This window comes from Dankookia sp. P2, assembly GCF_050632255.1.
Classification (GTDB): domain Bacteria; phylum Pseudomonadota; class Alphaproteobacteria; order Acetobacterales; family Acetobacteraceae; genus Paracraurococcus.
The window spans coordinates 3068111-3090395 of record NZ_CP192581.1 but is presented as its reverse complement, the minus strand read 5'-3'; the positions used below and the strand labels follow the sequence as shown (position 1 = coordinate 3090395).

19 protein-coding genes and 3 pseudogenes are annotated in these 22285 nt (G+C 67.0%); 9 read left to right on the top strand and 13 right to left on the bottom strand.

Features of this window, described 5'->3' with window-relative positions; all coding sequences use genetic code 11:
* Positions 1–21: 21 nt before the first annotated feature.
* A protein-coding gene (locus tag ACQ86J_RS18250; protein WP_431272454.1) for an IS5 family transposase occupies positions 22–793 on the bottom strand; the annotation gives its coding sequence in 2 pieces (ribosomal slippage) (positions 22–475 and positions 474–793; 774 coding nt in all).
* A gap of 399 nt (positions 794–1192) precedes the next feature.
* Between ACQ86J_RS18250 and ACQ86J_RS18245 the strand changes: the two are divergent.
* Positions 1193–1937: pseudogene (locus ACQ86J_RS18245) on the top strand (IS5 family transposase).
* A gap of 645 nt (positions 1938–2582) precedes the next feature.
* On the opposite strand, the gene ACQ86J_RS18240 reads toward ACQ86J_RS18245, so the two are convergent.
* The 6 genes from ACQ86J_RS18240 to ACQ86J_RS18215 all read right to left on the bottom strand — a co-directional run bounded on the left by ACQ86J_RS18240 (position 2583) and on the right by ACQ86J_RS18215 (position 8349).
* The gene (locus ACQ86J_RS18240) at positions 2583–3395 is read right to left on the bottom strand and encodes an acyltransferase family protein (protein WP_431272191.1); all 813 of its coding nucleotides are present in this window, start codon (positions 3393–3395) and stop codon (positions 2583–2585) included.
* Positions 3396–3403: 8 nt separating this feature from the next.
* Complete coding sequence (locus ACQ86J_RS18235; RefSeq protein WP_431272190.1) at positions 3404–3715, bottom strand: acyltransferase family protein; 312 nt, start codon at positions 3713–3715, stop codon at positions 3404–3406.
* Positions 3715–3933 (bottom strand): hypothetical protein, encoded by a 219-nt coding sequence (locus tag ACQ86J_RS18230; protein ID WP_431272189.1) that lies wholly within the window; start codon positions 3931–3933, stop codon positions 3715–3717. The genes ACQ86J_RS18235 and ACQ86J_RS18230 overlap by 1 nt, the downstream gene beginning before the upstream one ends.
* A 134-nt stretch (positions 3934–4067) precedes the next feature.
* The gene (locus tag ACQ86J_RS18225; protein ID WP_431272188.1) at positions 4068–4691 is read right to left on the bottom strand and encodes a hypothetical protein; all 624 of its coding nucleotides are present in this window, start codon (positions 4689–4691) and stop codon (positions 4068–4070) included.
* Between the two features lie 579 nt (positions 4692–5270).
* Positions 5271–6111, bottom strand: a protein-coding gene (locus ACQ86J_RS18220) for an IS5 family transposase (protein ID WP_431272187.1) whose coding sequence is annotated in 2 segments (ribosomal slippage) — positions 5271–5798 and positions 5800–6111 — 840 coding nt in all. Because the reading frame shifts where the segments join, the coding sequence is not laid out codon by codon here.
* 582 nt (positions 6112–6693) lie between these two features.
* Positions 6694–8349, bottom strand: coding sequence for a sensor histidine kinase (locus tag ACQ86J_RS18215; protein ID WP_431272453.1), 1656 nt, complete (start codon positions 8347–8349; stop codon positions 6694–6696).
* 943 nt (positions 8350–9292) lie between these two features.
* Between ACQ86J_RS18215 and ACQ86J_RS18210 the strand changes: the two genes are divergently transcribed.
* The 6 genes from ACQ86J_RS18210 (at position 9293) to ACQ86J_RS18185 (ending at position 16063) form a co-directional block, all read left to right on the top strand.
* A complete protein-coding gene (locus ACQ86J_RS18210) occupies positions 9293–10807 on the top strand; it encodes a di-heme-cytochrome C peroxidase (RefSeq protein ID WP_431272186.1) in 1515 nt (504 codons plus the stop codon).
* Positions 10750–11037: a hypothetical protein gene (locus tag ACQ86J_RS18205; RefSeq protein ID WP_431272185.1), complete on the top strand. Its 288-nt coding sequence runs from the start codon at positions 10750–10752 to the stop codon at positions 11035–11037. Before ACQ86J_RS18210 ends, ACQ86J_RS18205 begins: the two co-directional genes overlap by 58 nt.
* A gap of 101 nt (positions 11038–11138) precedes the next feature.
* Positions 11139–11834: an alpha/beta fold hydrolase gene (locus tag ACQ86J_RS18200; RefSeq protein WP_431272184.1), complete on the top strand. Its 696-nt coding sequence runs from the start codon at positions 11139–11141 to the stop codon at positions 11832–11834.
* A 277-nt stretch (positions 11835–12111) separates the two neighbouring features.
* On the top strand, positions 12112–13206 hold the full coding sequence (locus ACQ86J_RS18195; protein WP_431272183.1) for an IS5 family transposase: 1095 nt from the start codon (positions 12112–12114) through the stop codon (positions 13204–13206).
* A gap of 440 nt (positions 13207–13646) precedes the next feature.
* On the top strand, positions 13647–14762 hold the full coding sequence (locus ACQ86J_RS18190) for an MFS transporter (RefSeq protein WP_431272182.1): 1116 nt from the start codon (positions 13647–13649) through the stop codon (positions 14760–14762).
* A gap of 617 nt (positions 14763–15379) precedes the next feature.
* Positions 15380–16063, top strand: coding sequence for an IS6 family transposase (locus ACQ86J_RS18185; RefSeq protein ID WP_431272181.1), 684 nt, complete (start codon positions 15380–15382; stop codon positions 16061–16063).
* Between the two features lie 51 nt (positions 16064–16114).
* Here ACQ86J_RS18185 and ACQ86J_RS18180 read toward each other — a convergent pair whose 3' ends face one another.
* The 3 genes from ACQ86J_RS18180 to ACQ86J_RS18170 all read right to left on the bottom strand — a co-directional run bounded on the left by ACQ86J_RS18180 (position 16115) and on the right by ACQ86J_RS18170 (position 18794).
* Positions 16115–16834, bottom strand: a complete 720-nt coding sequence (locus ACQ86J_RS18180; RefSeq protein WP_431272180.1) for a hypothetical protein — start codon at positions 16832–16834, stop codon at positions 16115–16117.
* Positions 16776–17684 (bottom strand): MFS transporter, encoded by a 909-nt coding sequence (locus tag ACQ86J_RS18175; RefSeq protein WP_431272179.1) that lies wholly within the window; start codon positions 17682–17684, stop codon positions 16776–16778. Before ACQ86J_RS18175 ends, ACQ86J_RS18180 begins: the two co-directional genes overlap by 59 nt.
* Before the next feature lie 108 nt (positions 17685–17792).
* Entirely contained in the window at positions 17793–18794 is a 1002-nt protein-coding gene (locus tag ACQ86J_RS18170; protein ID WP_431272178.1) for an HlyD family secretion protein, read from the bottom strand.
* 182 nt (positions 18795–18976) lie between these two features.
* Here ACQ86J_RS18170 and ACQ86J_RS18165 point away from each other — a divergent pair, with 182 nt between their 5' ends.
* Together ACQ86J_RS18165 and ACQ86J_RS18160 are read left to right on the top strand one after the other, a co-directional pair.
* A complete protein-coding gene (locus tag ACQ86J_RS18165; protein ID WP_431272177.1) occupies positions 18977–19438 on the top strand; it encodes a carboxymuconolactone decarboxylase family protein in 462 nt (153 codons plus the stop codon).
* The gene (locus ACQ86J_RS18160; RefSeq protein ID WP_431272176.1) at positions 19435–19866 is read left to right on the top strand and encodes an Ohr family peroxiredoxin; all 432 of its coding nucleotides are present in this window, start codon (positions 19435–19437) and stop codon (positions 19864–19866) included. The genes ACQ86J_RS18165 and ACQ86J_RS18160 overlap by 4 nt, the downstream gene beginning before the upstream one ends.
* A 142-nt stretch (positions 19867–20008) precedes the next feature.
* On the opposite strand, the pseudogene ACQ86J_RS18155 reads toward ACQ86J_RS18160, so the two are convergent.
* From ACQ86J_RS18155 to ACQ86J_RS18145, 3 genes and pseudogenes are all read right to left on the bottom strand, one after another.
* Positions 20009–20931: pseudogene (locus ACQ86J_RS18155) on the bottom strand (LysR family transcriptional regulator).
* A gap of 397 nt (positions 20932–21328) precedes the next feature.
* A complete protein-coding gene (locus ACQ86J_RS18150) occupies positions 21329–21454 on the bottom strand; it encodes a helix-turn-helix domain-containing protein (protein ID WP_431272175.1) in 126 nt (41 codons plus the stop codon).
* 42 nt (positions 21455–21496) lie between these two features.
* Positions 21497–22264, bottom strand: a pseudogene (locus ACQ86J_RS18145) (IS5 family transposase).
* Positions 22265–22285 lie beyond the last annotated feature (21 nt).

The window sequence follows — 22285 nt, the reverse complement described above, 5'->3', positions numbered from 1 at the left end:
GCTGGCGAACGCTAGGCCCCGTTAGCGCCTGAGCCAGTCGGCGGTGGCGGCGAGGCAGAGCACGCCGAGGAAGGATGCGGCGGTCTTCTCGTAGCGGGTGGCGACGGCGCGCCACTCTTTCAGCCTCGCCCAGAGGCGCTCGACGCGGTTGCGATTGGCGTAGACGGGCGCCGGGCAGGCGACGGTCACCTCGTTGATCTTCGGCGGGATGGCGGGCCGCGTCCCGAGGTCCCAGAGGTGCTGGCGGAAGGTGTGGCTGCTGTAGCCTCGGTCGGCCACTACCCAGACCGGCACGCCGGGAAGGCGCGCGAGCAGCGGGATGGCATGGGGCAGTTCGTGCGCCTGGCCGGGTGCAAGAGCAAAGGCAACCGCGCGGCCTGTCCCGTCGGCGATCACGCAGGCCTTGGTGCCATAGCCGCCGCGAGAACGGCCAAGCGCCTCACCTGCGCCCCGCTGCGCCGAAGTGTCGGCTTTTGGCCGCCCCTGCCGCCTTCTGGTGAGCGCGGATCGAGGTGCCGTCGAGGAAGGCCATGCCGAGTTCGACGCCGCGTGCCTGCGCCACGGCGAGCAGTCGCTCCCACACGCCAAGGCGCGACCAGCGAATGAAGGTCTGCGCCGCCATCCACCACGGCCCGAACGCCTCAGGCACGGCGCGCCACTTCGCCCTGTTCGTGTGCCGCCCGATGATGGCCGAGAGTGTCCGCCGCAGGTTGCTCGGCGGGACCTTCGCGTGCGGGCGGCACGCCTCCACCAGCGGCTCCAGCACAGCCCATTGCTCATCTGTCAGAACCACTGCCGCCCCTTCACAAAGGCGGCCCAACGCCAACAACGCCGCAGCGTTCAGGCGCTAACAGGGCCTAGGTCCTTGGTCTCGACTGCCCTGCGCTTCCGCTGTGACCACGGCCGCATAGGCTCGGATTTGTTCGACTTGCCTTCGGATACCGAAGAGCATCTGCATGGAATGCACTTCCTGCGTCGCGGCTTCTAAGGAGATGGCGCGTTCCCACGCCTGCTCCAAGAATAAGACGAGAGTGGAACAGGAGCAAACCGCCAGCCACTTTGGCGCCACAAGAGGCACGAGCCAAACTTTGTCCGTCTGCAAAACTGAGCAACTCTAGGCTCCAAACCCAATCATATGTAGGCGCGACGCGGGCGAGCGTGATTCAAGCTCCTTGGTGAGGGAGCAAGGATCATGGCGGGTGAGTTCTGGCTGTTGGACCGGCAATGGGCAGTGCTGGAGCCGTTGCTGCCCACCAACCAGCTCGGGCCGGAGCGAGTGGATGACCGCCGGGTGATCAGCGGATCGTGCACATGCTGAAGCATGGCGGGCGCTGGCAGGACTGCCCCGCCTCGCTACGGGCCATCGACGACGATCTACAATCGCTATCATCGATGGTCCGGGCGCGGCCTCTGGCCGGCATGCTGGCCGCCCTGGTCGAAGCGACCCCGGGCGGGCTGCAGTTGATCGACAGCACCACCGCGAAGGCACACCGCCTCGGCCGCCGGCGGAAAAGGGGGCTGATCGCCAGGCCATAGGCCGCTCGCGCGGTGGTCGGGGGACCAAGGTCCACCTCGTGACGGACGGCGCCGGACGGGTGCTGGCCGTCACGGTCACCCCCGGCCAGATGGGTGACATCCGGGCGGCGCACGGCTTGCTGGCCAACCTGCCGGCGCCGGACTGGCTGCTCGCCGACACCGCCTATGACAGCAATGGCCTGCGTGGCTTCCTGATCGAGCGCGGCACCGTGCCGGTGATCCCGAACAACCCCACCCGCAAGCACCCGCAACCCTTCGACCGAAAACTCTACAATGCCCGCAACATCATCGAGCGCACCATGGGGCGCCTCAAGGACTGGCGCCGCATCCACACCCGATACGACAAGCTCGCCGCCAACTTCGCCTCAGCCGTCGCCATCGCCGCCATCCTCATCGGATGAACCTGATTGAGTCTCGAGCCTAGAGCGTCCCCGCCCGCACCCGCGGCTGCCCTGGTCGAGCGGCCCGAAAGGGTTGGGTGTTCCATTGCGTACATACTCCCGAGGTGCCCCATGGCTCGCCCCCGCACGCCAACCGAGCTTCTCGAGTTTCACTGCAGCTACGACGTGAACCCCAGCCGCCGCTGTCCGGTAGGCCCGAAGGGGACGGTGCCGATCGGCAACCCGCCGGCCTGACTGGCGCCCGACGAGGCTGCCGCCTAGCGGGAATGCGTCGCTGACGTGCCGGGCTGGATCCTGACAGGATACGGCCGCTGGGCTCTGTCTTTGGCCTGCCGGCTAATGGCGTCCTGCCGCCCCGCCAAGCAGGTAACGGCGAGCCGGCTAGGGCTACTGCTGCGCTGCATGCGCGAACTTGGCGCGACGCCGGCGAGCCCATGGGATCAGCTGGCTGGGGCAAGGACCGGCTGACCGGGCAACCACCCGTTCAAACGCCTGGTTGGCCACGAGGAGGTAGCCGGGCAGGTTGCCGCTAGAAGCAGGAGTGGAGGTTCCCTTTCCTGGCCCGCCCCGCCGGGAGAGAATGCCGCGGGACTTTCGCCCCAAAGTACGCACGGCGCGGCGAAGGTCGATCACCACGGGTGCAACCTAACATGCGTTCTCCGCGCAGGTCTGATGTTGCCCGAGGATGGTAAGCCTTACCTCGGCAGTGCCGTGGTGACATCGCTGGCTTTCCTGTCTGAATGCAATACCCACCGACGAAGCTGGCTCTTCGACATAGCGCCAAGCAAGCCAGCCGACCCCCAAAGCCGCCGGAAGGCCCGCCGCCATGAGCAGCGCTCGCCCCGCCAGATTGGGCTGAACGACCCGCAGCAGCCCCACCACTCCAGCTTCGACGAAGACCCAGCACATGTAGACCCCGAAGGAGGCTTCGCCGAGCCTGAGGCTGCAGTCCGGCTTTTTCAACGTCGAGCCTGCCGCACCGCGCTGCCAGACGGCGGCGATTAAAGCGCCCAGTCCTGCGACAGCTAGTGCATCAGACCGAGACAGAAGTCCGACAACGAGGCCACTTCCAGCCAGCAGCGGTAGTGCTGTCGGTAGCCGACCCTCCGTCGCCAGCCTTCCGAGGCTGAGCCCTATGGCGAACTCCAGGAAGAAGCGAAGCAGGCCGAGATGCAGGCTAAGGTTCAGCCCGCCTCCCGGTGACACCTCCGCCATGACCCAGAGTCCAGCAAGACAAAGCCCAGCCACTGGGAACAGGGCGAAAGCAGGAATTCGCCACCACACTTGCACCAGCAGCGGGAAGGCAAGATAGCCGGCCCATTCCACCGAGAGCGCCCAGGAGGGAGAGTTCCAGGAGAGCCGCTCTGTCATTCCCCAGGCATGCACCAGAGCGGCCTGGAGCAGAAACTCACGCAGCCCAAAGCGCTCAGGAATCGTGGATGCGGCCGCCCAGGGCAACAACTAGGCTAACCAGCACGGCGAACGCCAGCAGCACCAGGATATGCAGCGGCCATGTTCGGGGCAAAGCGCCGCAGCCAAAACTGCCCCAGGCTTGCGGTGTCCATTGGCGGACGGGAGCCATAGCCCAACCAGAGCACGAAGCCGGACAGCAAGAAGAAGCCATCAACGCCGAGATAGCCCGCCCCAATCAGCGGCCGCAGCCACGGCAGGTCCACCGTCAGCCGCAACAGCAGATCAAGGTGGAAGACAATGACCCAGGAGATGAAGACGAGGCGGAGGCGTGTCAGCCCGTCGTTCCGATCAGCGACCGGCGCCACTACGCCCGGTCGCTCGTGTTGCGACGCGTCTGACCAAACTCGCGTTTGCGGAGCATGCCAGTGATCCCGAAGGAGATCTCCAAGCAGAGCCGCGCGCCTTCCTGGACACTCGCGCCGGTGTGGTAGCCGAAGGGATCCTCGGCGAAGCCGAAGCCAGCCGGTCCGGTGATGGTCTGCACCGCCTCAGGGCCATAAGCAGCCAGGATCTGCGCATCCATCTTCGCCGAGAACGGGCTGACCTGGTGCGCTAGGGGCCGCCGGGTATGGCTGCCGAGCACAAAGCGATGTGGGCCGGAGCGGGCATCCACATCGGTCAGGTAAAAAGAACTTAAGCTGGTTCCAGTCTGTCAGGTCAAAGTGGAAGCTGTCTTGCGCGGCCAGCTTTAGCGCCGCCCTGTTCGGCGACGCGCTGGCAAAGCTCCACCAAAGCCGCACATCGAGTATGGTGGCCGGCGCGCCGAAATAGCCACTCGCCACCGCATGCAGCCAGGGATGGTCGATCAAGCGAGCAACGACCGGGCAGGGTGCGGTCGGTGTCCGGGAAATGCCCTACAAGCAGGGCTTGGCCGGTGCGCCGTTCCACATCAGCCTGCTCATCGAACGAAAAGCGCGTGCGCCAATCGAGCCCGCCGTAGCAGGGATGGCTGCGGGCGTAGGTCTGCAACTCGGCAACCGCAGCCTCTGACAGACGCAGGTCAGGGCAGATGCCGTCCTGCCGCAATGTGTTGACGGCGGCGGCAACCGGTGGCCCAACCAACTCTCCTCGGCAGCTTCCTCCAGTGGGCACATCCGGGCCAGAGCGCCATGATGCCGCTGCAGTGACGAGGCGCCGCGCCGGTATTAAGCGGCCGAACAGGAAGAACAGGAACCAGCCGGGGTGTGATCGGAGATCACGCAGCAGGCGCGGCACGCGAGAGACCAACCGTGACAGGCGTCCCCAGCCAGGATCCTTGGCCGCATGCGCTGTCAGCGACATTGCGAACTCCCGAGTTTGTTCAGAGTCGCAATGATGATGCGGGGCTGACGCCCAGTAAGGCGAAATGGATGTTATAATAGTTAAAAAATTGTATAATTACCCATATAGTTGTGTATGAATTCTGTTGTGAGCGCCATCGTCTATTGATTGTTAGAAATACTTATAGTCGGAGCTGTACGCGATTTTGCTCGCGTGAGTAGGGCACTGCTTTCAACGACCAGCGAGGTTGAGCAGGTGTTCTTCCTGTCTGCGGCATGTCGCTGCCGCTGTCTGCTCTGCCATTCGGGCACCAAGCGCCGGTGTCAGAAAAGAATTCAGGATGGCTGGTTAGGCGATCTGCCCATGCTCACCGATCTCGACAAGCTGGCCGCCGAAGCCGGCCATCTGAGCGGGGTATACGTTCGGATCACGATGGTGGCCCGGGCCCAGCGCATCAACTTCCTCCAGCCGGGCCGAAGAGGCGGTTGCAAAGAGGCTGGTCAGCGCGGTCAGCTGGCTGATGCTACGCGAGGCTGTGGGTGGGCAGTAGTGTAACGACGCATTCAGAACACTCTGAGAGCCCATCCGGGAAGTTTGGGTTCATGCTGAGGGCTTTGTTGCCAGCCGTCGAAGCATGATGCGGATCATGGCCATGCGGACGAAGGCGGCGGCGATGCGGCAATGCCGCTCGAAGTCGCGGGCCAGCCGCCGGTTGCGGCTGATCCAGCCGATGGTGCGCTCGACGATCCAGCGCTTCGGCAGCACGACGAAGCGGTGCCTATCGCAGCGTCGCACGATCTCCATCTTCCATGTACCGGTGCGGGCGACGGCGGCGGCCATCTTCGGCCCCTGATAGCCTGCATCGCCGATGATGCGCTCGACAAAGGGGAACAGCCTGCGCGCCTGGCGCAGCAGCGGCTCGGCGCCATCGCGGTCCTGCACGTTGGCGGGATGCACGATGACCGCGAGTAGCATGCCGATGGTATCGGTCAGCAGGTGGCGCTTGCGGCCGACGACCTTCTTGCCCGCGTCGTAGCCGGACGGGTCGAGCGTAGAGCCCCCTTGCGCGCCCTTCGCCGTCTGGCTGTCGATGATCGCGGTCGTCGGGCTGGCCTCACGCCCGGCACTCCTCGCGCACCGCGACGTAGAGCGCGTGGTGGATGCGCTCGATGGTGCCTTCCCATTCCCAGCGCGAGAAGTAATCCCAAACCGTGCTCTTCGGCGGCAGGTCCTTCGGCAGCGCGCTCCATTGGCAGCCGGCGGAGAGCACGTAGAACACCGCGTTCAACACCTCGCGCACGTCCACCTTGCGGGGCCTGCCGCCGTGCTTCGCTGGCCGGATCAGTGGCGCAACCAGCGCCCACTCGGCATCCGTCAAATCTGAGGGATAGCGCAGCCCCCGCCGGTCCGCCGCACGCCGATGTTCCGCCGTCCATGCCATCCGTCTCCTCCCGCAGAATCGCCCGCAGGAACAGCAGAATCACATCCGATTCAGGCGATTCAATTCGCTTTCCGGATGGGCTCTGACGCTGCCTGCACTCTGTGATGCAGGACCGTATTAGTCATAGCTTCTGCGCGCAAACGCTGCTCCATGTCCGACCGCTGTGATCTGATCCTCGACCGAGACGAGAGATTTGAAATCCTCTGCCGACAAAGCTCGAAGGGCAGCAATGCCATGGCAAGAGCAATCATTAAGGCTGCTCCTGCTACCGCTGCAGTTATCATTACCGCGGATCCCATGCGGGTGCGAGTGGCGACTACTTCCCGCATTGCTGCCTCCCGGTCACAACGATAAGCAGCAGGGTTGTATAAGACGCGTATCGAAATGGGGTTAAATGCGCGAGAGCGAAATGGTCTAGCGAGACGGTGATCCGACCGACGCGGATCCCGTCACCGCAGCGACGACGACGCCCAAAGCGGTGAGGATCACGACCAGCGCCCCGCCGCCGTCAATCGGGGCGTTTTGGATAAGCGCCAGCCCAGCGGGGTCCCGGCCCGGGCACTACTCAACCGACGAAGGTGCTCACCTCTGCGAGGCAACGGCATTGCGCGGCGCAAAGCGGACGATGGCCTGCAGGCCGTCCGGCTCAAAGCGCAGTTCCACCGCAGCACCCGTGCCCAGATCGCGCGCCAGCGCCCGCTCGAGCAGCTTGCGTCCCGAAGCCGCGCCGTGTCGGTGTGCCGAGGATGGCCGGCCCGCCACTCTCGACCCACTCCAGCTCAATCTCCCCATCCAACTGCTCACGGCAGGTGACGGCAACCCGCCCGTCGGGAGTGGAGAGCGCCCGTGCTTGGCCGCGTTGGTGGCCAACTCGTGCAGCGCCAGAGCCAGGGTCTGCGCTTGCGCCGGGGAGAGCCGTGCCACCCGTCCAGAGCCGAGGTCGCAGGAGAGGTCGACGCGGGATCCGCCGCTGGTCCCGCCGAGCCAGGGCGCGAGTGCGGCGCGGGCCATCGCGTCGAGATCGGCCGCCTCCCAGGAAGCCGCGGTTAGCAGGTCGTGCGCCCGCGCGAGCGCTTGCAGGCGGCCATTGAGGTCGGCAGCTAACCGCGCAGGGTCAGCGGAGCCGGCATTGCGCAAGGTTTGCGCCACCACGGCCTGTACGGTGGCAAGCACGTTTTTTACGCGATGGTTCAGCTCGGCGACGACAAGACGCCGGTGCCGCTCGCTCCGATTGCGTGCTTCCAGCGTGGCAGCAAAAGCCGCCGCGAGGTCGTCGGCCTCGCGCAAGCCGGTCGGTCCCGGCGTGGTTCCGTCGGTGACCAGCGCAGTCAGGCGTCGGAACGCCGCAACCGTGCGGCGTGCGAGCAGGACAGCGAGCGCAACACCCGCAGCGGCAATCAGCCCGCCCAGCCCCAGGATGCGTACAAGGGCGGCGCGTAGCGGCGCCTCGAACACCGCCTCGGGGGTGGTCAGCACGTAGGCGTAGCCGCTCCGGGACCCGTGCGAGAAGGCGATGACCGCGGGAATGCCCTCGCGGGTGGTGGTGCCGCGCAGGATGCCCTCGGGTGCAGCGGTCACCCGGCTCCAGATCTCGGGCCGTGTCGATTGGCCGACGATGCCGTCACCGCCCTGCGTCCGGGCAACGATTGTTCCCGTGCGATCCACCACCGTGCCGACCGAACCAGGCATGTCGGGCACGCGCTGCGCCTCGAGCGCCGCAGCCAAACGGGCCTGTGGCAGGGAGAGGCCAAGGGTTGCCGCCACCGCGCGCTGCCCCGTGCTATCGGGAGGGCCGAAGATGGGCACGCCGACGGCGACCGCAGGCTTACCCGTTGCAGTGCCGCGGAACAGGTCGGTGACCTCGGCGCGCCCCGAGGCGAGAACCAGCTGCGCGGCCTCAGGGGGCGCGGACCCCCTCCGACGTTCCCCCAACGCCCAGGCTGTCATCAGTGCCATCCGGCCGTCGGCGGCGACCAAGGATAGGGTCGCGTCGCCAAACTGGGCAGAGGCGGCGCGCAGCTCGCTCTCAACAGCGTCAAGATCGCCCCGGGCCAGGGCGGAGGAGGCGGCGAGACCGTCGAGCAGTGCCTCGGCGCGATCGAACTCGCGATCGACAGCGAGCGCCAGCGCCCGTGTCCGACCGAGCAAGGCATCCTCGGCCCGCGCCCGCGTGCCGTCCTGCGCGTGCCAAACGGCGGCGGCGGCGAGTGCGAGGAGGGGTACCGCGACCGCGGCCACGAGCAACGACAGGCGCCGGGCGAGGGTCGACGGGCCCCGACCTACGGAGGCGCTCGCAGGCTTTACCGAGGTGAGGTCGATCGCAGCTGGTAAGCTCAATCAGGCAACCCAGTTTGCTCCACCGACGTGCCCCTCAATGCCCCGGGCGAGCATCTGTACCGTACCCGGCCGCCTCGACAACCGTTTGGACCATCGTGCGCGCTTGAGGGCCTCCTGCCGCCATAAGCCGAGCTTCACGAATGGCAGCCCGCTACTGCCGGCGGCCAGCAGCCGCAGCAACACCGCGCTTTTGCGGCCGGCGCCCCTCCCACACCTCACAGCCAAGGTATGCACCGGCCTTATCCGAATATCGCTGCCGCGCCGTGCCGCCATGGTGCGACGGGCAAAGTCCAGCCGCGGGCAGCCTCAACTTCAGTGTTAGGGGCGGTCTGATCCCGCTTGGGGCTATGGATTTTGTTCTAAATAGAACCTTTGCAGTTTGGCGGGCGTTCGGCCGCTGATCGAAGGAGTGAGGCTTCTTCGGTCACCCAGAGCGATCTCTAACTGGCGTTGCGGCCGTCCCGGTGCGGGGAAGCACGGGGCGGCCTTTTTTGCCCACCGCCGCTCGGCCTAACACGCGCACTGGGCGCTTCCCGCGCCTGAGCCACCGCGGCCTCACCTCTGATAAGACCGCATTTCGGGAGCGAGAACGGCCGCGGCAGACCCCGCCGGCGACGCGATCGGGGAGGGGAGGGGAGGGGAGGGGAGGGGCGTGTGGAACATTGTGGGCCTTGTATAGGGCCGTTTTGCCGACGTTCAGCCGGCGGGGTTCCTCGCCATCGCTGCCACATGCGGCGGTATCAGATAAGCGGAGCCATTCTCGTTGATGGTTACACTGCCGACGACTTAGCCTGCCCGCCGGCGGGGCCTCGCTGTCCCGCCCACTGGGAGGAGCGAGGCAGGCATGCGGACAACCCTCATGGCCTTCGGTGTTGCATTCACTCTCGCCGGGTGCGCCCCAGCGCGGGACGCAGTTACGCCAGCGCCCGGCAGCATCGACCAGGGAGCAGCCTGGACGCCCTCAGCCCGCGCGCAGTTCTACAGCCAGGACCAGGGCTCCCAACTCATGCCGGCAGCTTGGCTCATGGCGCTGAAAGGTGCGGATGGCCAGCCCTTCATGGCCGACAAGCTGTCTCGCTATGGCTACCTGCCCAACCGCGAGGACCCAACCACCGTGTTGCCTGTCGGCTTCAGCGTCGCGGGCCCGCCGGGAGCCCGCATGGTCGGCATGACCTGCGCCGCCTGCCACACGCGCGAGATCGCGGTGGACAACAAGGCCTATCGCATCGACGGCGGCCCAGCCTTTGCCGACTTCCAATCCTTTCTAGCCGATCTCGACAAGGCGGTGGGGACGCTGACCAGCGACCCAGTCGCTTTCGACACCTTCGCGGTGTCCGTGCTCGGTAACCAGCCAGCGTCGGCCGACAAGGTGGCGCTTAGGGAGCAGCTTGATCGCTGGTACCGGCGCTACCACAACATCATTTCGCGCTCGCTGCCGCAGGAGCCCTGGGGTCCGGCGCGGCTCGACGCAGTGGCGATGATCTTCAACCGGCTCACCGGCCTTGATCTCGGCCCACCACCTGACTTCATCATCCCCGAGAACATCCGGGTCGCGGATGCGCCGGTGCGCTATCCCTTTCTCTGGAATTCCGCACGCCAGGACAAAACGCAGTGGCCGGGCTTCGCCGACAACGGCAACGACGTGCTCGCCCTCGCGCGGAATCTGGGCCAGGTCTTCGGCGTCTTTGCCACCTTCCACCCAGTGCGGGAGCCGAAGGTCCTGCTGCTCGGCGTCAACTACGTTTCCAACAACTCCGCCAACTTCGACGGCCTGTTCAAGCTGGAGACCCTGCTGAAGCAGATTGGCCCACCGCGCTATCCCTTCCCGATAGACAAAGCGCTGGCGGCCCAGGGCGCGGCGATCTTCGCGCGTGACGCCGGACAGGGCGGCTGTCAGTCTTGCCACGGTATCCGACCTGGCGCCTTCCGCGGGCTTGAGGAGACCTGGGCGACGCCAATCCAGGATGTCGGCACCGACAGCCGCGAGGTAAACCTGCTGGCCCGCACCGCGAAATCCGGCGTGCTGGAGGGCCGCATGGCCCCGCTCGGCGGTACGCTGAAGGCCGAGGAGACCGCCGTGCAACTGCTCGGCGCTGCGGTATTCGGCTCCATCCTGCAGGCGCCCTTCGCGGCGGACCTGCAGCGCCAGGGCAAGCTGGCTATGGTGGCGCCGCGCGACCCCGAAGCGTATCGACGCCGGCGGCGGCGGCGAAGGCCACAAGCCTGCAGGGCGCTTATCCGGCCCCGCAACAAGCGGCGGCGGTGGCCGCGTCACCCGGTGCTGCCTACGAATCACGCGTCATGCAGGGCATCTGGGCGGCTGCGCCGTATCTGCACAACGGCTCAGTACCAACACTAGCGGATCTGCTAAATCCGGCAGCGGAGCGGCCGGCGACCTTCGCAGTCGGCCCGGCCTACGATCTGGCGACGGTCGGCCTGGCCAGGCAGCAGACCCAGACCAGCTTCGTGCTGCGCACCACCGACTGTAGCGACCACAACTCCGGCAATAGCCGCTGCGGCCATGAATTTGGTGCCATCTTGAAGCCGGCGGAGAAGCAAGCGCTGTTGGAGTACCTAAAGACGCTTTGACGCCGAGGGCTCAACGCGAACGGTAGAAAACCCAATAAATCCGGGGCAGTTCAGCTTACCTGAGTGCTCCATCACCCTGAGCCCGCATCGAGTGCACCCTCATGTCCACCACACGTACACCGGTCGTTTTTATCCCCGCGCTACTGTCCGATGACGCGATGTACCGTGAGGTAATCGACCAGTTGGGCGAGACGATACAGGCTCAGGTGATGGTTATGTCAGAGCCGACAATTCAGGCCAATGTCGAGGCAGTGTTGGCCAAGGCACCCCAGACCTTCGTCATCGCTGGCACATCATACGGCGGCAGCATTGCCCTCGAAGTCGCACATGCAGCACCCGATCGAGTAATAGCACTATGGCTCATGGGGTGTAACCCGGCGGCGCCGGACGCCAATGTGCAAGAACTGGTTGGTGGGCTGGAAACTATGCTCGATGCCGTCATCGACATGTTGGCGAGCTTGGCTGTGCCGAAGGAGGCCACGGAGGCAGCAGAGACGTTCAAAGCTATGGCTCGGCGGATTGGCAGCACGGCAGGCGCGGCTCAGGCACGTGCGTTAGGGTCACGGGCCGAGATCACGTCCAGGCTCGGGGCATTGCGGATGCCAGCGCTGGTGCTTTGGGGAGAGGCTGATCAGATCGTGCCGGTTTCAGTGGGCCAAGCGCTCGCCGATGCATTGCCGCGTGCGCGTTTTCACATCCTGCCAGAGTGCGGTCACCTCCCGACATTGGAGGAGCCGGCTGAATGTGCGGTGTTGTTCACCGAGTTCCTTGATGGCGAAGCGGGACATGATCATTGATGCGACGCGAGGCACGTTGTCGTCCGCGCCACGGAAGGTGAATTCGTCACACACGTTCAAAGGCATACAGCCGACCGCATAAGGCGCGGCTATGAAAGCGCCGCTTGCTTGTGAGAAGCGCCATGATTGTAGGTCAGAGAGTAACGCCATACATGGGGAACCATGCGGGCAAACATGTTTCTGGGCCGAGAACCCGCGCCAACGAGATAGCGCCTCATGAGACCTGTGCGCGGATGTGTTTGGACGCGCGCTGCTGGGCCTGATTCTGCTGTCGGTATTGACGGCGGAGGTTGGCATGGCACGGCGGCGGATCGGGCAGGAGGATCTCGTCGCGCGTCCGGCTCCTGGGACGGCGTCGTCATTGACCGAGATTGCCGCGCTGCTCGACTGGGCCGAAGTCGATCGTCACCTGGCCGGTATCTCAGCAGCCGCGAAGGGCGAGCCCGGCTGGCCGCCGCTGGCGCTGTTCCGCGCGCTGCTGCTGGCAATCTGGCACGACCTCTCCGACGTGCGGCTGGCCGAGGCGCTGGACGACCGCGCGAGCTTCCGCCGCTTCTGCGGCTTCGCCGCGCACGAACCCACGCCGGAGCGGACCGCCTTCGTCCGCTTCCGCGGCGTGCTGGTCCGCAAGGGCTTGGATCGTGTACTTTTCGAAACCGTCACGCGCCAGCTCGAGGCCAAGGGCGTCCTGATGCGGACCGGCACGCTGGTGGACGCCACGCTCATTCCCTCGGCCAGCGTCCGCCGGGACCGTGAGGCCAGATGGGCCGGGCATCGCCGCCGCAAGCCGACCCACGGCTACAAGGTGCATGTTGCCACCGACGAAGGCGCGGGCCTGATCCGTGGTGTCGAGGTGACGACGGCGAACGTGCACGATGCGGCCGAACTGGCGGCCGTGCTGCCGGACGATCCGGGCAAGGTCTATGCCGACAACGCCCTCTCGGGCCGCAGGGCGGAAGCCACCATCCGCGCCCGCGGCGGCGTGCCGTGGACGAACGGCACCAGCACCTGGGGCGGCCCGGAGCCGCTGGCGCGGCTGGAGGCGCACAACGCCGCTGTCCGGCGCATCCGCTGCCGCGTCGAGAAGGTCTTCGGCACCTGCAAGCGCAGCTACGGCTTGGCCCGGATGCGATGGCTCGGCCTGGCCAAGGCGGGCCTGCAGGTCCGCCTCGCCGCCGTGTCCTACAACCTGCGCCGCACGCTCACCCTGCTGCACGCCGCCGTGGCCCGAAGCGGCAGGAGTCTGCCTTCAGCACCTTGGCGGTCCGACCCAGAGCCGCGATCGGCACGAACCATGGCGTTCAAGGCGCGCATATGCCCGCACCGCCGCTCTATACGCGTTTCCGGCCCATCCGCGCACAGGTCTCATTAGCCTGACGCCCAGCGGCATGGTTCGGCCAGAAAAAGAAAATCCGCGCTCCGACGCACTTCACTCCATCAACTGAACGAAACGATTCCTCTCGCCCTTTTCTTGGCAACGTGCCGCTCCATTGCACCGCGTTCGCATGCCAAGATCAGGAGGTAGGATGCTTCGCCTGCTGTACCCATTGTTCACCTCAGCTTACGCTCAGCCCCACGGCTTGCCGCGATGAGGAATCCTTGTGGTCCGCGCCTAACGCTTGATACCGCCGGACTTCACGCTCACTGGCCACGGCGGGCGGGCTATCCGCTTCCTGCAACCGAAGCACCGATTGTCAGAAGCAGAAGGAATACCTGTGGACCTCCCGGCACGGACGTCCAGCACGTGAAGATCCATCTTCCGCGTCATCGCCCGGAGCAGTTGAATAGCGCGGAGCCGCCCAAGGAGGATGCGTGTCGGTCTCCGCTGAAGCCGGGCTTTCGGGTGCAACGCGTACGCCGGGCACGCCAGACACCGCCCGGCGGAGCCTCATCGTCGCATGCACGGCGCACGCCCTGCACGACGGCTACACCGATCTGATCTACCTGCTTCTGCCCGTCTGGCAGGCGGAGTTCGGCCTGGACTACGCCGCCCTCGCAGCCCTGCGCGGCGTTTACACCGGAGCTATGGCGGGCCTGCAGATTCCGGCCGGGCACATCGCGCAGCGGAGGCCCGGCGCCCGGTTCACCCTTGCTGCGGGCACGCTGCTGGCAGCGCTGGGCTATGCCATCGCCGGGGGTTCGGGCGGCATCGTAGGGCTGGTCGTCGGATTGGCACTTTCCGGGGCGGGTTCGAGCACCCAGCACCCGATCGCGTCGGCCGTGGTCGCGCGCGCTTACGGAGAGCAGGCGAGAGGGCCGCTCGGTACCTACAACTTCTCCGGCGACCTCGGCAAAGCCGCCCTCCCCGCGGCCACAGCCTTCCTGCTCACTCTTCTGCCGTGGCGACCCACACTGTGTCTGCTCGCGGTACTTGGCATCGCCTGCGCGGTGCTCGTGATCCTCGTGCTGCCGCTGCCGTCCAGCCCGACGACAGCATTGCCGAAGGCGTCCGTCGCCGGGCGCGGGACGGGGCGGGGTGGCTTCAGTCTGCTGCTGGGGATCGGCGTGCTCGACAGCGCGGTCCGCATGGGCCTGCTGACCTTCCTGCCCTTCTTACTCAAGGCCAAGGGCGCGGGGCTGCCGACCGTTGGCCTGGCGCTGGCGCTGGTGTTCCTCGGTGGGGCGGCGGGTAAGTTCGCCTGCGGCCATCTTGGCGCGCGGATCGGTCTGCTCCGGACCGTCCTGGCCACCGAGGCGGGGACGGCGCTCGCCATCCTCGGCGTGCTGGCGCTCCCCCTCGTCCCCGCGCTCGCCCTTCTGCCGCTGCTCGGCGTGATGCTGAACGGCACCTCGTCGGTGCTCTACGGCACCGTGCCCGAACTGACCTCCCCGGAGCGCACCGAGCGGGCCTTCGCCATGTTCTACACGGGTACGATCGGCTCGGGTGCCCTCTCCCCGTGCTTTATGGCTGGCTCGGCGACGCGGTAGGCGTTCCCTGGGCGACGGCGGCGACCGCGGCCACTGCGCTGGCCACCTTACCGCTCGCGCTCGCATTGGCACCCAGGCTTCCAGGCAGGTAGCCGCCGGGGGCGGTCATCGTCGGCGGACGACCTGCGAGATCGCGCGGCAGGCGGAGCGGTGAGCGTCGACTGCCCCTGGGGCCAAGGACTGGTCCACCCCGGCGCTTGGGCCGCCGGGCCGTCAGGTGCAGTCCAGCTGCCGCCACTGTTCCCGGCGGCGGCGCGCCTGTTCGAGGGAAACTGCGTTGCCGGGCGACCCCGAACACAGGACGGCGCGGACAGCGTGGTCCTGGTCATCCGGCTCTGCGAAGCCGAGGCAGGCCGAGGAGCGGATTGGGACGGTTCTGTCAGACCTCGCGCCAAATAGCCTGTTTGGCGGGCCGGGGTAGGAGCCGGTAGGCTCCGGCTTTCTGCTCAATGAGGTGGAGGACGAGGATGGACTGTGTGGCCTGCGGCTCGGCCGCGGTGACTGAGCGGCCGGAGCGCACCGCCCAGGGCTATCGCCGGTTCCGCTGACGGACCTGCGGCAAGCAGTTCAACGAGCGCTCCGGCACCCGGCTGAACCAAGCCCAGTACCCGTCGGACGTGATCGCGCTGGTGGTGCTGTGGCGGCTGCGCTACCGCCTGACCCTGCGCGACTTGGCCGAGATGTTCCTCCAGCGCGGCATCGTGTTCAGCCACGAGGCCGTCCGCGCGTGGGAGGCCAAGCTCGCACCGGCACTGGCCGAGCAGCTTCGTCGGCGCCGCCGGGGCAATGGCGGTGCCCGGGGCCGCCGCTGGCACGTGGATGAGACGTATGTGAAGGTTGGTGGTCGCTGGACCTATTTGTACCGGGCCATCGACCGCGACGGCAGCTTGGTCGACACCATGCTGAGCGAGCACCGCGACATGGCGGCGGCCCAGGCCTTCTTCCGCTCGGCCAAGGCAGTCACGGGCGTGACACCCGACCAGGTCACCACCGACGGGCACGGCTCCTATCCGAGGGCGATTCGCACCACGCTCGGTCGTCGGGTCGAGCACCGGACCAGCGCATACAAAAACAACAAAATGGAGCAGGACCATCGGGGCGTGAAAGGGCGCACGCAATGTATGCGGGGTTTCAAGAGCTTCGCATCAGCGGAGCGCTTCTGCCGCAGCTATGACGAAGCTCCGCAACTTGCTTCGCCCCTGCACCCGCCACAACCAATACGTCTCTGCCAGCCGTCGTCGCCTGCTTCACCTCCGTCGTGCCACCAGTGTGCTCACCATTCTCGCAGCGGCGTAGGCTGAACTCGGCCGCCGCCACATGCCGTCAGATCGGCGCGAGTTCTGACAGAACCGCTATTCTGGCGACGTCTGCCGGACGCCGCCGAGTGCGAATGGACCCGGCGGCGAGGTGCCCATGCAGGTGACCAGCAGAAGGGCGCCGATAGCTACCCAGAAGCTGAGCCGGAAGGCGTCAATATGGGCCAGGGTGAAAGCCTCGCGCTGTACTGTCGCCGCCAGTGTACCGAGCGCCCGTCCTTGCGCCGCGCCAGCGCCATCCGCAGCGAAATGTCCGCCCAGCCGTGCCAGGGCATCGCTCGCCAGGCGGCCACCTCCGGTGAGGTTGAGCCCGAGTTGGCTCGATTGCACCTGCTCCCGCACCCGGAGGAAGGTGCCGAGCAGGCTCTGCCCGAACTCGACGCCGAGCAGCCGCACAACCTGGATATAGGCCACGAAGGCGGTGGCCTGGGCGGGCTTGGTGTTGCCGAGGCCGTAGAGGATCAGCGCCAGGAAGGTGAAGCTCTGCCCGAAGGCCTGAAGCAGGGCGACAGTCAGGAAATCCGGTCCTGTCCAGTCCCGCGTCAGGCCGGTGCCGAGCCAGGCGGCGAGGGCGAAGCCCGTGAGGCCCAGTATCAACACCAGGCGGGCATCGAGGCGGCGCGCCGCGAGCAGCGCTAACGGTACCAACGCGATCATCGGCAGCGCGGTGCCAAGGAGCAGCGGCCAGCCGGCCTGTTCAGGCCGCAGCTGCCGGACCACGATGAGGAAGTTGGGCACCAGCAGCCCGTTCGACATGCTGAGTAGGCTGAAGCAGAACCCCATCACCAGCATCAGGGCGATGTTGCGGGAGGCGATGACGCGCAGGCTTGCCCAAGGATAGGGCACAAGCGCCTCGTTGACGGCGAAGCCCGCCAGTAACGTCGCACCGCCGGCCAGCAGGGCGAGAATGGTGCCGGATCCCGTCCAGTCCAGCCGATTGCCCTGATCGAGCGCGACATAGAGCATCGTCAATCCGCTGCCGAATAGCAGCATGCCGCCCCCAGTCCGCCTGCGCCAGCAGAACGCGGTCGACGGCCACCCGCGGCGCACCCCGCCAGGCGAGCCAGGCCATCAGCGGCGCCAGCAGCACGTCCTGCCAGTAGATCCATTGCCAGCCGAGCTGGGCAGCATAAAAGCCAGTAAGCCCAATCCCGGCATTGAGGGTGAAACCGGCCCGGAAGACGTAGAGGGCGATACCCGCAATCCAGAGCCGCTGCGGCATGTTGCGGAAGATCACCATCAGCGCCGCCGGCACGAAGGCGCCGAGCAACGCGCCGTGCAGGCCGTGCAGCACCAGCAGGGTGGGGTAGTCGCGGACCAGGGGGATCAGCAGCGAGAGCAGCGCATAGGCCAGCGCCGGGCCTACCAGCACCCGGCGCAGTCCGAAGCAGGTCACCAGCCAGGTGATGGCCGGCGCTACTAGGATTTGCGGCGCCAGCGCCACGGTGGAGAGCCAGGCGCCCTGGTCCGGCTCCAGCCCCATGGCCCCGCGCAGGTCGGCGAGTCCGATGCCGAAGAGCCGGGTATGGAAGCCCGCGATGAAGCAGCCCAGCAGCACCGCGGCAACGCTGAAGGCCGGCACGGGCGGACGCTCAGCGGCTGGCATCGGCGGTCTCCCCGACATGGATGGTGGTAGTCACCGACATGCCCGGCCGCAGCTGAGCGAGCAGCGGCTGACCGGGCTCGAGGGCGATACGGACCGGGATGCGCTGCACTACTTTGGTGAAGTTGCCGCTGGCGTTGTCAGCGGGCAGCAGCGCGAACTGCGCGCCGCTTGCGGGGAGAGCCGCTCCACATGACCGCGCAGCCTGCTCGCAGGAAACATGTCCACGGTCACGTCGGCCGGCTGACCCGGCGCCACATGGGTCAGCTGGGTTTCCTTGTAGTTGGCGATGACATGTACGTCGGGCAGCGGTACCACGGCGATCAGGGTGCTGCCGACGGTGACGTAGTCGCCTGGCTGCACCGCGCGCTCGCCGACCACGCCGTCGACCGGCGCCACCACGCGGGTATAGCCGAGGCGAAGCCGGGCAGCCTGGAGGTTGGCCTGCGCGGCCTGCAGTTCCGCCTCACGCTGGTGCCGCTGGCCTTCCAGCACGTCGATCTGGCGGCGCTGCGCCTGGACTTGTGCCTCGCTGGCCTGCAATGCGGCGGAGGCGGCGTCCTGGTCGGCGGTCGCCGCTTCGAGCTTCTGCCGCGTGCCGAAGCTTGAGGCAACGAGGGCCTGCTGGCGTCCGAACTCGAGCGCCGCCTGATGCTGCCGCGCCAGCGCCGCTTCGCGCTGTGCCTCGGCCTGGGCAATGCCGGCCCGTTGCAAGGCGACCTGGTTGCCGAGATTGTCGAGCGCGGCACGGGCGGCGGCGACGCTGGCCTCGGCCTGCGCGGTCTGCGCCTCGTAATCCTCGGGCGCGATCTCCACCAGCAGGTCGCCGGCCCGGACGCGCTGAAAATCCGCAACCAGCACGCGGGCCACATTGCCTGCGACCCGGGCGCTGAGCCGGGTCGTCTCGGCCCGCACCAGGGCATTGTCGGTGACCTGAAGGCTGGCCTCGCTCCGCCAAGCGTCCCAGCGCACCGAGGCTAGGCCCACAAGCGCCGCGACCGCGACGACGCCGGCCAGCGGCACCGCCAGGCGCCGCGGGGCGTGGCCTTCCGGACCGGACGTGTCCCGGAGCAATCCCGGCGAGGGGGCAAGGGCCATGGCGGCATCGGGCATCGGGAGATCCTCCAGTGCCCGGCAGCGGGCCTCATGAAGGTAGGCCGCGCGGAGGGAGCGGGATTATCGCCCTCTTTGGCACCTCACTGGTGCCGCATGGGGTCTAATGCCCTGGCGGGCATCCCTCTATTCCTTGGGCATCGCCGGCAGCCGAGCCAGCGGGTCTCACAAGGAACCAAGCCATGACGCAACGTATGGATTACACCGCCGCCGCACCCGCCGCGGTGAAAGCACTTGGTCAGCTCTATGGCCATGTCCTGCAATCCGGCCTCGACCCGCGGCTGGTCGACCTCGTCTATCTTCGCGTCAGCCTGATCAACGGTTGCGCCTACTGCATAGACATGCACATGCGGGACCTGCTGAAGCGCGGTGTCGGCACCGAGACCCTGGCGCTGGTCCCGGTCTGGCGCGAGGCGGGGGCGCTATTCACCCCGGCCGAGCGCGCGGCCTTCGCCTGGGCGGAGACGGTGACGCGGGTCGCCGACACTGCGATCCCCGATGCCGATTACGCCGCGGCCGCTGCCGCTTTCGATCCGACCTCACTCGCCGAGCTGACGATCGCGATCGGCCTTATCAACACCTACAACAGGCTCGCCATCGCCTTCCGCGCGACGCCGGCGGCGGTGAAGCGGGCGGCTGCATGAGCCGCCCGGCAATGGCCCCGCTCTACGAGGCGCAGGCCACAGCGATCGGCGGACGCACTGGCGCGGCGGCGACGCCCGACGGCAGGCTCCGCGTGACGCTGGCGACGCCGGAAGAGCTAGGCGGCGGAGGTGGCCCGGGCACCAACCCGGAGCAGCTTCTGGCCCTTGGCTATGCCGCCTGCTTCCTGGCGGCGATCCGGCGGGTGGCTGGGCAGGCCGGGATTGACATCGCGGCCGACAGCAACGTCACCGCGACCATCGGCCTTCGCCTCCGCGAGGATGGCGAGGAGCTGGGCCTTGAGGTGGCACTTGCGGCCGACTTGCCTGGCATTGAGGACCGGACCGCCGCGGAGCTTCTCCACCGCGCCCGGAATGCCTGCCCCTTCTCCGATGCAATGCGCGGTGCGCCCGCCCTCAGTCTCGCGTAATCCTGTATGAATAAAGCTACGACCATGACCCGCCTTGCCACCAAGCTCGCCAAGGCGCTGACCTGCTTCGGCGCTGATGTCTCCCGCTTGAACATCGCTCGCAAACTGATCACCCACGGCGGCATGAATACGCTTCGACGTGTCAGGTCTCGATCCCAACGGCCCAGGGTTGTGCGGCGAAATGCTGACGAAGAAAGTCCAGCAACACGCGCACCCGGGCTGGACGAGCGCGGCCGGGCGGGCTCAGAACGTGCAGCGCTGCTGGCGCCACCATCCAATCAGTCAGCACGGCCTCCAGGCGTCCGTCGCGCAACTCCTGCACCACATAGGCCTCCGGCAGCGCCGTCATGCCGATGCCGGCCACCAGCGCCGGGATCGCGGCGACCCCATTATTGACATGGATGCGCCCGTCAACATGCACGGTGCAGGCGCCATGCTCCGGGTGGCTGAACTGCCAGGTTTCGGCCCCAAGGATGTGGGTAAAGACCAGGGCCGGCATGTGCGCCAGATCGCCCGGGTCACGCGGCCGGCCATGCCGGTCGAAATAGGCGGGGGCGCCGACTACCGGCACCCGGAAGGAAAAAGCCGGCTGATCTGCAGCGAGGAATCCGCAACCGGCCCAACGCGCAGCGCCAAGTCGAACCCTTCGGCCACGATGTCCGATCGGGCATCGGTCAGGCAGAGATCAATCTCGATCTCCGGATAACGCTCCATGAAAGCGGGCAGGATCGGTGCGAGCTGGGCTACCCCGAAAGCGACGGTGCTGGCGATGCGGACGAGGCCGCGCGGGATTGCTGCCTCCTCGAGGATCTCTGCCTCCACTGCAACCCCGTCTGACAGGATGCGCGCCGCTCGCTCCAGCGAGACCCGACCGCTTTCGGTGAGGGAGAGTTGGCGTGTCGTCCGGTGCAGCAATGTCGTCCGCAGCCGTTCCTCCAGTCGGGTGACAGCCTTCGACACCGTGGTCTTGGCCAGTCCTAACTCTTCGGCGGCATGGCTGAACGAACCCTTCTCGGCCACCTTGGCGAAGATTGCCCAGGCTTCGAAATCGGGCAGCAACGGCATCCGGCGCCCTCCAAGTTGAAAACCTTACCCAGCACGAGCCGTCGCGCCCGAAACCGAATTGACTGGCTGCTCGGAAAGTCTCGTCTCGTGCAGGATAAAAGCCCCTACTGACTTTGGCCATAAAGGGCTTCCGCCGGCGGTGTGGGTCTGGCGGTCGACAGGGTGGTGTTGCGCCGCGCGCTGGTCAGGCTGGAGCGGCCTGCCCACCATCAAGCGCAGCAGCCACTTTTTGCGGCCAGATACCGAGCCGCAGTGCCGGCCAGCAGGCACGCAGTTGCTGGAAGCATCGTGAGAGCAGCACTGGCATGTAGGCAGCTGCTCTGCGCCCAGCATTCGTGGACCTTGGGCAGCGCCTGAATTCTGCCTGTGTTGAAGGCTAACGCAGAGCGTCAAGGCGTCAAGGCGTCAAGACGGCCTCGCGGCGATAAGTTTCTGGAGTAAAGCCGGTTGCTCGTCGGAAAGCGCGGGTGAAGTTTGATTGCGAGGAAAAACAGCAGACAAGAGCCACTTGGGAAATCGGCATCGCACGAAGCGAAAGCAGCGTCTTCGCGCGTTCTAGGCCCCGTTAGCGCCTGAGCCAGTCGGCGGTGGCGGCGAGGCAGAGCACGCCGAGGAAGGATGCGGCGGTCTTCTCGTAGCGGGTGGCGACGGCGCGCCACTCTTTCAGCCTCGCCCAGAGGCGCTCGACGCGGTTGCGATTGGCGTAGACGGGCGCCGGGCAGGCGACGGTCACCTCGTTGATCTTCGGCGGGATGGCGGGCCGCGCCCCGAGGTCCCAGAGGTGCTGGCGGAAGGTGTGGCTGCTGTAGCCTCGGTCGGCCACTACCCAGACCGGCACGCCGGGAAGGCGCGCGAGCAGCGGGATGGCATGGGGCAGTTCGTGCGCCTGGCCGGGTGCAAGAGCAAAGGCAACCGCGCGGCCTGTCCCGTCGGCGATCACGCAGGCCTTGGTGCCATAGCCGCCGCGAGAACGGCCAAGCGCCTCACCTGCGCCCCGCTGCGCCGAAGTGTCGGCTTTTGGCCGCCCCTGCCGCCTTCTGGTGAGCGCGGATCGAGGTGCCGTCGAGGAAGGCCATGCCGAGTTCGACGCCGCGTGCCTGCGCCACGGCGAGCAGTCGCTCCCACACGCCAAGGCGCGACCAGCGAATGAAGGTCTGCGCCGCCATCCACCACGGCCCGAACGCCTCAGGCACGGCGCGCCACTTCGCCCCGTTCGTGTGCCGCCCGATGATGGCCGAGAGTGTCCGCCGCAGGTTGCTCGGCGGGACCTTCGCGTGCGGGCGGCACGCCTCCACCAGCGGCCTCGCAGCACAGCCCATTGCTCATCTGTCAGAGCCCATCCGGGAAGTTTGGG